Here is a 9,527-nt window from a genome sequence, read left to right as displayed (position 1 = left end):
TGACGAAGTCAGCTCAAAATAGTGTTTTGAGGTTGTAGATGAAGAGGTTGAGCAAAAACTCGACTTTAGGAGAAAATGAAGTAAATCTTCCCACAATAAAACGCATAGTAGCAAGGTTTCTCAAGACCTGATACTATATGTTTTTCTGATTGCAAAGACTTTTTGACCAGTTTCAACTATACCTACGGTAAGGCGACGCTGACGTGCTTTGAAGAGATGTTCGAAGAGTATTAAATCGATGTTGTGAGTAACTTTTACCTAGCTTCCTAGTTTGCTTTTGTAGTATAAACCAGAGACTGTTTGCATTCTCAGCAAGTGAGTGGATGAATAATGCTGAAAACTCCTTGAAGGATAAGTCTACTTAGTACTTTCTATTAGTTAGCTAAATTTTTACCAAGAATAATTCACAAAAACGTTGTAAAACACTTGCAATTTAGCTGAAATTTGATAAAATAGTAAGGAAAGTTAGACTGTATTGCCTACTGTCTATCTATAAAATATATTTTATTGGAGGCTTTTACTCAAATGGCAAAAGAAAAATACGATCGTAGTAAACCACACGTTAACATTGGTACTATCGGACACGTTGACCACGGTAAAACTACCCTAACTGCAGCTATCACAACTGTTTTGGCACGTCGCTTGCCTTCATCAGTTAACCAACCTAAAGACTATGCGTCTATCGATGCTGCTCCAGAAGAACGCGAACGCGGTATCACAATCAACACTGCGCACGTTGAGTACGAAACTGAAAAACGTCACTACGCTCACATCGACGCTCCAGGACACGCGGACTATGTTAAAAACATGATCACTGGTGCCGCTCAAATGGACGGAGCTATCCTTGTAGTAGCTTCAACTGACGGACCAATGCCACAAACTCGTGAACACATCCTTCTTTCACGTCAGGTTGGTGTTAAACACCTTATCGTCTTCATGAACAAAGTTGACTTGGTTGACGACGAAGAATTGCTTGAATTGGTTGAAATGGAAATCCGTGACCTCTTGTCAGAATATGACTTCCCAGGTGACGATCTTCCAGTTATCCAAGGTTCAGCTCTTAAAGCCCTTGAAGGTGACTCTAAATACGAAGACATCGTTATGGAATTGATGAACACAGTTGATGAGTACATCCCAGAACCAGAACGTGACACTGACAAACCATTGCTTCTTCCAGTCGAGGACGTATTCTCAATCACTGGACGTGGTACAGTTGCTTCAGGACGTATCGACCGTGGTATCGTTAAAGTCAACGACGAAATCGAAATCGTTGGTATCAAAGAAGAAACTCAAAAAGCAGTTGTTACTGGTGTTGAAATGTTCCGTAAACAACTTGACGAAGGTCTTGCTGGAGATAACGTAGGTGTCCTTCTTCGTGGTGTTCAACGTGATGAAATCGAACGTGGACAAGTTATCGCTAAACCAGGTTCAATCAACCCACACACTAAATTTAAAGGTGAAGTTTACATCCTTACTAAAGAAGAAGGTGGACGTCACACTCCATTCTTCAACAACTACCGTCCACAATTCTACTTCCGTACTACTGACGTTACAGGTTCAATCGAACTTCCAGCAGGTACTGAAATGGTAATGCCTGGTGATAACGTGACAATCGACGTTGAGTTGATCCACCCAATCGCCGTAGAACAAGGTACTACATTCTCTATCCGTGAGGGTGGACGTACTGTTGGTTCAGGTATGGTTACAGAAATCGAAGCTTAATTCGATTTAGTTCCCAGAAGAACAATTATTTAAGTCAGACACTGAAAGAATCTTGCTTTGCAAGGTTCTTTTTTTTCAGATATTGAACTAATATTCAATGAAAATCACAGAGCAAACTAGGAAGCTAACCGCAGGCTGCTCAAAACATGTTTTTGAGGTTGTAGATAAGACTGACGAAGTCAGCTCAAAACATGTTTTTGAGGTTGCGGATGAAACTGACGAAGTCAGTAACTATATCTACGGCAAGGCGAAGCTGACGCGGTTTGGAAGTATAAAATAACAGTATAGGAGAGGTATAGAATGGAACGATTAGAAGATTACATTGCTTTCGATTTAGAATTTAATCAGCATGAAGGACAAACACACTTGATTCAAGTATCGGCAGTGCGTTTTAGAGATGGTCAGGAAATCGATGCCTATGATTCCTATGTCCATACTAGTGTACCTCTAAAGAGTTTTATCAATGGTTTGACAGGGATTACAGCTGAAACCTTAAAAGATGCTCCCCCAGTGGAGAAAGTTATAAAAGAATTCCAAGAGTTTGTGGGTTCTTTACCCATGGTTGGCTACAATGCTGCTAAAAGTGATTTGCCTATTCTAGCAGAGCATGGTTTAGATTACAGCCAGCAGTATAAGGTGGATCTGTATGATGAAGCTTTTGAACGTCGGAGCTCGGATTTACATGGTATTGCCAATCTCAAATTGCAAACTGTTGCCTCATTTCTTGGATTTCAAGGCCAGTCTCATAATAGTCTAGAGGATGCTCGGATGACGGCGCGTGTTTACGAGTCCTTCCTAGAGTCGGATCAAGCTAGAGAATTGTTAGAGACAGAAAGTAGCCTATCAAACAATCCTTTTGGCGGCTTGGACTTGTCTCAATTATTTGACTAGGAGTGCCTATGAAACCTGAAAAACCTAAAAAATTGGGTTTTAAACAGATTTACCTCAATCTTGATAAAATCCTCTTTCTCTTTTTCTTAATTTTTATGATAGTGGAGTATTTGTGGGTACCATTCAATTCATGGTTGGCTAGCTTCTTATTAGATCAGACAGGTTATCTTTTTATTTCCTATAACAATGTCTTAGCCATCCTCACTCATTCTCCATTGATTAGTCTAGCTTTTTTGGCCTTGATTATCATTAACCTGCTGGTCGCTTATTTTCAAATAGGACTCCTCTTTATTGGTGCTCGTCATCTCCTCTATCATGAAAAGCGAAGGCTAATTGAGTATATCCGCAAGGTTTTCCATGAAAGTTTTGGATTTATGAAAAAGCTAACTTGCGCCAAAGCCTTGTTTATCTTTTTCTATATAGCTATGCTTTTTCCTTTTATACGGAAAATGCTGAAGATTTATTATCTCAATAAAATCGTCATTCCAGAGTTTATCCAAGATTATTTAGAAGATAAATATTGGATGTGGTGGCTGAGCATCCTACTTCTATCTCTTATCTTTCTCTATGTCTCTGTCAGATTGATGTTTGCCCTTCCGAAGATTGTATATGATCAGCTGACTGTTCGAGAAGCAGTGATGTTTAGTTTGGAGAAAACCAAGAAGAGAGTTGCTTTTTATGCTTGGAATTTATTTTATATCTTGCTCAAGGCAAATTTATTATTTTATCTTCCTTTGATTCCTTTATTATTGGCTCAAACTTTGGTAGATGACATCACTCAGAGAGAGTCTCTGATTCTTGGTATTTTGAATTTTGTTGTGATTAAAAATCTTTATTATATGGCTCTGACTTACTTTTTGGTTAAATTTGTTTCATTTTTGACAGGAAAGGAGCTGGATATGCTTCCTCGGAGAGAAAAAGATCACATCATGCGATGGGGAGTCATGACTTGTGCCAGTCTTTTCTTTGCCTTAGAAGGTTATATTTATCTGGAAGCTCCCATGGTTCATCTACCTCAGCTTATTTCTCACCGAGGGGTTTCCAATGCAAATGGGATTCAAAATACAGTAGAGTCCTTGGAAACTACAGCACAACTCAAACCAGACTTGGTAGAGACGGACGTGCAGGAAACAAAAGATGGGCAGTTTGTCATGATGCATGATGCTAACTTGAAAAATCTAGCAGGTATCAATAAAAGTCCTCAAGACTTAAACTTGGAGGAGCTTAAAGGGATTGATATTTTTGAAAATGGCTACCAGACTAAAATTTCAAGCTTTGAAGATTATCTCAGTCGAGCCAACGAACTTGGTCAAAAATTACTAATTGAAATCAAAACCAGTAAAAAAGATAGTCCAGACATGATGGACCGCTTTTTAGCCCGTTATGCTGCAAAGCTCAAGATTTATGGACATCAAATCCAATCTTTAGACTACCATGTTGTCGAAAAAGTAAGACAGTATGATGCCGAACTGCCAGTTTATTTCATCATGCCCTACAATTCTGTCTTTCCTAAAACAAGGGCGACAGGATATACTATGGAGTACTCGACCTTGGATGAATATTTTGTAAGCAAACTATGGACAACAGATCAGAAACTTTATGTATGGACTGTCAATGATTCAGAAGCTATCAACAAATCGCTTCACTTAGGAGTAGATGGAGTGATTACAGATGATTTGGAAAAAGTTCAGTGGGAAATAGAAGTAGCCCAAGAAGATCCAGAATATACGGATTTGCTCTTGAAAAAAGCTCTGGAATTCTTTGAATTTTAGTCATAAAAAATAGGAACAACTATTCCTTCCATGATAGGTAAGTATTCTTGTGAATACTTGCTTTTTTGTGGTTGCAATTCGTTTACGAGGATTGTTTGTATTGTTCTTGTTTCAATTGATTTTATGGTGCTTTGAAGTTGGAATGCTACACTATAACTTCTAAAATAGTACTAGAAATTGGAAAGTTTCCTTTATTCTATATATCCATTAGAAAGAATTGATTAAAAATTAGGAGACTTTTAATTTCTTTTCCGAATAAATAGATAGAAGCATCAAATCTAGTAAATTAGATTAAAAAATGTGCTATAATGAGAGGAGAAGAAATATGACTGTACGTCATCCGGGCATCAGCCCAACTAACGATTTGGTTGCTAAGAAAATCTTTAGCAATCCGGAAATCACTTGTCAATTTATTCGCGATATGCTGGACTTACCAGCAAAAAGTGTAACCATTCTGGAGGGAAGCAATATTCATGTCTTGCCTTCCGTACCTTACTCGGCACAAGATTTCTATACCAGTATAGACGTTTTGGCGGAGTTGGACAATGGCACTCAAGTTATCATTGAGATTCAGGTACATCATCAGAATTTTTTCATCAATCGCCTGTGGGCTTATTTGTGCAGTCAGGTCAATCAAAATCTTGAAAAAATCCGTCAACGTGAAGGAGATACTCACCAGAGTTATAAACACATCGCACCAGTATATGCAATCGCAATCGTGGACAGCAATTATTTCTCAGATGACCTGGCTTTTCATAGCTTTAGTATGCGAGAGGATACGACAGGTGAAGTTTTAACCATCACAAATAACGGTCAAGAAAATCATCTGGTCAAGATGGCATTCTTGGAACTAAAAAAATACAGGGAAACCAGCAAAGATAGCATTCGCAAACCATGGTTGGAGTTTTTCGGGAACAAGCCCTTTACCCAAGAACCTGAGCGAGCTATCAGCCAGGCAGACCAACTGCTGGACTACAAGAGCTGGTCCGAGGAGGACAGGAAAATGTTTAGCCAACTACGTATGCGCGAAGAACAGGCATTATTGGCTCAGGACTATGCTTTGGAGCAAGCTGAAGAAAAAGGCTTAGAACGAGGTCGAGCTGAGGGTCTTGAACGTGGTCGTGCAGAGGGTCGTGAACAAGGACGAGAAGAAGGCATTGAAGAGGGATTAAAAGTAGGTTTAGTAAATCTAGTACGTCAAGGTCTTCTAACACCTGAGGTTGCAAGTGAGCAATTAGGTATGACCGTGGTTGAGTTTGAAGCGTTGTTGGCAAGACATGAGTGAGAAATCTGTAAATATTATACGATATGAAAACAATTAAAAAGAATAGCTAAATTTCTTGATGGAAAAGAGATTAGCTATCTTTTTTATTAGGAAAGTTTGAACTTTTCACTTTCTTTTCCGAATAAATAGATAGTAGCAGTGAATCTAGTAAACCTAGATTGAAAAATGTGCTATAATGAAAGGAGAGGAAATATGATTCTCAGACATCCGGGCATTAGCCCGACCAATGACTTGGTAGCTAAGAAAATTTTTAGCAATTCAGAAATCACTTGTCAATTTATTCGCGATATGTTGGACTTGCCAGCCAAAAATGTAACCATTTTGGAGGGGAGCAATATTCATGTACTACCTTCCCTGCCTTATTCAGCCCAAGATTTCTATACCAGTATAGATGTTTTAGCTGAACTAGACAATGGCACTCAAGTTATCATTGAGATTCAGGTACATCATCAGAATTTTTTTATCAATCGCCTGTGGGCTTATCTGTGCAGTCAGGTCAATCAAAATCTTGAAAAAATTCGCCAACGAGAAGGTGATACCCACCAGAGCTATAAACACATCGCTCCTGTCTACGCCATTGCAATTGTGGATAGTAATTATTTCCAAGATGACTTAGCTTTCCATAGCTTTAGCATGCGAGAGGACACGACAGGTGAAGTCTTAACCATCACCAATAATGGTCAAGAAAACCATCTGGTCAAGATGGCATTCTTGGAACTAAAAAAATATAGAGAAACCAGCAAAGACGAGGTTCGCAAGCCCTGGTTAGAGTTTTTCGGGAACAAGCCCTTTACCCAGCAACCCGAGCGAGCCATCAGCCAAGCAGACCAACTGCTGGACTACAAGAGCTGGTCCGAGGAGGACAGGAAGATGTTTAGTCAACTACGTATGCGTGAAGAACAAGCCTTGTTAGCGCAGGACTATGCCTTGGAACAAGCTGAGGAAAAAGGGTTGGAACGTGGTCGTGCAGAGGGTATTGAACAAGGTTTAGAGCGTGGACTTGAACGTGGCCGTGCAGAGGGGATTGAACAAGGCATCGAAAAAGGTTTAGCACAAGGACTTGAACGTGGACGAGCTGAAGGCATCGAACAGGGATTAAAAGTAGGTTTAGTAAATCTAGTACGTCAAGGTCTTCTAACACCTGAGGTTGCCAGCCGGCAGTTAGGCATGACCGTGGCTGAGTTTGAAGCGCTATTGAAGAACCATCATAAATAAGACCTAAAAAAATACAGAGAAACCAGCAAAGATGGCATTCGTAAACCGTGGTTGGAGTTTTTCGGCAACAAGCCCTTTACTCAAGAACCCGAGCGAGCCATAAGCCAAGCAGACCAACTGTTGGACTACAAGAGCTGGTCCGAGGAGGACAGGAAAATGTTTAGTCAATTACGTATGCGCGAAGAACAAGCATTGTTGGCGCAGGACTATGCCTTGGAACAAGCTGAGGAAAAGGGCTTAGAACGTGGTCGTGCAGAGGGTCGTGAACAAGGACGAGAAGAAGGCATTGAAGAGGGATTAAAAGTAGGTTTAGTAAATCTAGTACGTCAAGGTCTTCTAACACCTGAGGTTGCCAGCCGGCAGTTAGGCATGACCGTAGCTGAGTTTGAGACATTGTTGTAAAATCAGCACTAACGGTCAGGAAAATCATCTAGTCAAGGTGTGCTTTTTGTACTAAAAATACAAGCAAGCGTTTTTGCTTTAGTCTCTTTATCCTTTATCTCTCCTTTTGCTTTATTTATTTGCCCGAATTTTGGAGAGACTTTGGGTATGATTTTGCTATCGGCCTTTCTCTTTGCTTCTTTCCTATATTTATCTGGGCTTTTATGAGTCTCGCTATGGCTGATTTTTGTCATGGTTAGTCTACCTCTGCTACTCGACAAAGCTGGGAGAGCCTACATCAAGTGATTTGGGATAGGAGTTATATCAAATAATATCTCAGGTTTTCTGATTTTTCGGAGAGCCTTTTTTTACTTGCTGAGTCTAGGATAGGTCTTTCTGGCGATAGATAGCAAGACGAACAGCTCTGTTCGAATGTCATATAAATTTAAAATTTCTGAAAATAATGAAAAATATAATAAATTTACAAATAAGGAGCCTCTAAATCCTTTAAAATAAGCAACATGCATATATATATATATATAATCATTGATTTTCTAAAACAAAGTGAGGTTGAAGGAAGAGAACTAAGTTGATATAATGAAGTGATAGTAAACACTGGGCTTTTTGTCATTTGTTCAAGATGAGAAAAGGTCATGTTTTCCTGTTTTTATTGCGAGTTGATGCCTGCATGAACATGGCTAGAGGAGCAAAGACAGGGTAGAAAGAAAGGAAAAACTATGAAACAGTTTAAAATGAATGAGCGCCAACGCTTTTCTATACGCAAGTTTTCAATCGGAGCAGCCTCAGTCTTGCTAGGGTCTGTCTTTTTTGTGGCTAATCCAGCGACAGAAGTTCAGGCGGCGGAAGCAAATACAGAAGTGGTCAGTCAGGATGGAAATGGCAACACTGGGAATCCATCTGTCTTACCGCCATCAGATACAAGCAATCAAAATCTTAACGTAGAACAAGAAGGAGCTAAACCAAACACTCAAGAGACAGAGAAAAAAGAGCCAGGAACTCCATCTAAAGATAGTGAAGGAAAAGCTAAGTCAACAGTAGAGAATACAGGTGACGAAAAAGTTGATGGTGTAGTTAAACCTGTGTCTGGTGAATCATCTCCCGTGTTTGAGGAAGAAAAAGATAAAAAAGAAGTACAACCAGAGTTGGAAGAAAGATCCTCAATTAACAAAGAGGAAGTTAATGGAGTGGATAAGCCGGATCAATCCCAAGAAGAAGATGGGTATCAGTTATATGATAAATTGATAGATGCATCTAAAAAATTGAAAGAATCCAATCCTGAGTCGGCAGCAGATTTTAAAAACTTAGCAGATACTATCAACGAAAAGTTAGGACTTTCAGACGACGGAAAGATTTCTGGAGAACTTGTCGAAAAAGCTCACAAGTTACTGGATGGTAATCAGATAGACAAAGCCGAAATAGAAGGATCTAATAACTTTAGGAGAAGAAAACGTGAAGTCGCCAAAACTGAATCAACAACAATACAAATGGGATTAGTGAATAAGGGCAATATTACTAATACAAAAATCCTATCTTATCCAGAAGGACTTGGCTTTAAAGGAACTGGTATTCAAGTGAAGGCTATATCTGGTGATGGACCTATTACAGCCATAACAGTCTCGAAAGACCATGATCAAGGCTTCCCGTTCACAGTAAAGGAAAATAAGTCTTCAAATGAAGCAACAGTATCATTTGAAGGAAATACACCAAGAAGTGGTGGTTGGGTTGTGACTGTAAAAGTTGAAACGGCTACTACATATAAAGAATTTCAATTTGGTTATTATGCGCTCTTTCAAAAACCAACTATAAGTACAACTGATGACGAGTTGAAAGGGAAAGCAGAAGTAACAGGAAATTATCGGCCAGATATAAAAGTTACAGTTCCATCTGTCCCTAAATTACCTCAAGGGGCTAAAATGAAAGTCTACTTGGTAGGTAGCGGAGGGCAAGATTATGGTGGAGGATTTGAACCTGACCCTGCTTACTCGAATATCATTGCCTCAAAAGATGTATCTCCAAATAATGATGGTAATGGATCGAGTAGGGAAGTTACCATCACTAAAGATGACTATAAGGATACTAAATTAGGGACGGGTGGTTTTAAGGCTTTAACTGTTATAGAATTAGCAGATTCCAGTGGAGTTTATCATGAGGATCATAGACCAGGAACTAGGGGCTCCTTTTATAGTAACGTAAGGACAGCTACGAAAGCAGTTGCTCCGGCAGATAAGGTAGAATATATT

General features: G+C 39.4%; 7 protein-coding genes and 1 pseudogene. 7 read left to right on the top strand and 1 reads right to left on the bottom strand.

Annotated features, from left to right (window positions below; all coding sequences use genetic code 11):
• Positions 1–525 precede the first annotated feature (525 nt).
• The 6 genes and pseudogenes from tuf to HT730_RS03865 all read left to right on the top strand — a co-directional run.
• On the top strand, positions 526–1,722 hold the full coding sequence (tuf, locus tag HT730_RS03890; RefSeq protein ID WP_001040724.1) for an elongation factor Tu: 1,197 nt from the start codon (positions 526–528) through the stop codon (positions 1,720–1,722).
• Positions 1,723–2,022: 300 nt separating this feature from the next.
• On the top strand, positions 2,023–2,613 hold the full coding sequence (locus tag HT730_RS03885) for a 3'-5' exonuclease (protein ID WP_125456608.1): 591 nt from the start codon (positions 2,023–2,025) through the stop codon (positions 2,611–2,613).
• 8 nt (positions 2,614–2,621) lie between these two features.
• Entirely contained in the window at positions 2,622–4,385 is a 1,764-nt protein-coding gene (locus HT730_RS03880; RefSeq protein WP_173306869.1) for a glycerophosphodiester phosphodiesterase, read from the top strand.
• Between the two features lie 325 nt (positions 4,386–4,710).
• Positions 4,711–5,670 (top strand): Rpn family recombination-promoting nuclease/putative transposase, encoded by a 960-nt coding sequence (locus tag HT730_RS03875; protein WP_173306868.1) that lies wholly within the window; start codon positions 4,711–4,713, stop codon positions 5,668–5,670.
• A gap of 192 nt (positions 5,671–5,862) precedes the next feature.
• A complete protein-coding gene (locus tag HT730_RS03870; RefSeq protein ID WP_173306867.1) occupies positions 5,863–6,885 on the top strand; it encodes a PD-(D/E)XK nuclease family transposase in 1,023 nt (340 codons plus the stop codon).
• Positions 6,886–7,287: pseudogene (locus HT730_RS03865) on the top strand (hypothetical protein); the annotation flags it as partial.
• Positions 7,288–7,319: 32 nt separating this feature from the next.
• Here the strand turns inward: HT730_RS03865 and HT730_RS03860 are convergent.
• A complete protein-coding gene (locus tag HT730_RS03860) occupies positions 7,320–7,520 on the bottom strand; it encodes a hypothetical protein (protein ID WP_173306865.1) in 201 nt (66 codons plus the stop codon).
• 483 nt (positions 7,521–8,003) lie between these two features.
• Between HT730_RS03860 and HT730_RS10455 the strand changes: the two genes are divergently transcribed.
• Positions 8,004–9,527, top strand: a 1,524-nt coding sequence (locus HT730_RS10455) for a YSIRK-type signal peptide-containing protein (protein ID WP_240151460.1), incomplete at its 3' end; no start/stop codon positions are given.

Source organism: Streptococcus sp. k-628, from assembly GCF_013277475.1.
Lineage (GTDB): Bacteria > Bacillota > Bacilli > Lactobacillales > Streptococcaceae > Streptococcus.
This window is presented reverse-complemented; position numbering and strand designations above follow the sequence as displayed.

Excerpts from the sequence above, each read along its gene's own strand:
- tuf (WP_001040724.1), top strand. The coding sequence starts at position 526 with ATGGCAAAAGAAAAATACGATCGTAGTAAACCACACGTTAACATTGGT.
- HT730_RS03885 (WP_125456608.1), top strand. The coding sequence starts at position 2,023 with ATGGAACGATTAGAAGATTACATTGCTTTCGATTTAGAATTTAATCAG.
- HT730_RS03880 (WP_173306869.1), top strand. The coding sequence starts at position 2,622 with ATGAAACCTGAAAAACCTAAAAAATTGGGTTTTAAACAGATTTACCTC.
- HT730_RS03875 (WP_173306868.1), top strand. The coding sequence starts at position 4,711 with ATGACTGTACGTCATCCGGGCATCAGCCCAACTAACGATTTGGTTGCT.
- HT730_RS03870 (WP_173306867.1), top strand. The coding sequence starts at position 5,863 with ATGATTCTCAGACATCCGGGCATTAGCCCGACCAATGACTTGGTAGCT.
- HT730_RS03860 (WP_173306865.1), bottom strand. The coding sequence starts at position 7,520 with ATGACAAAAATCAGCCATAGCGAGACTCATAAAAGCCCAGATAAATAT.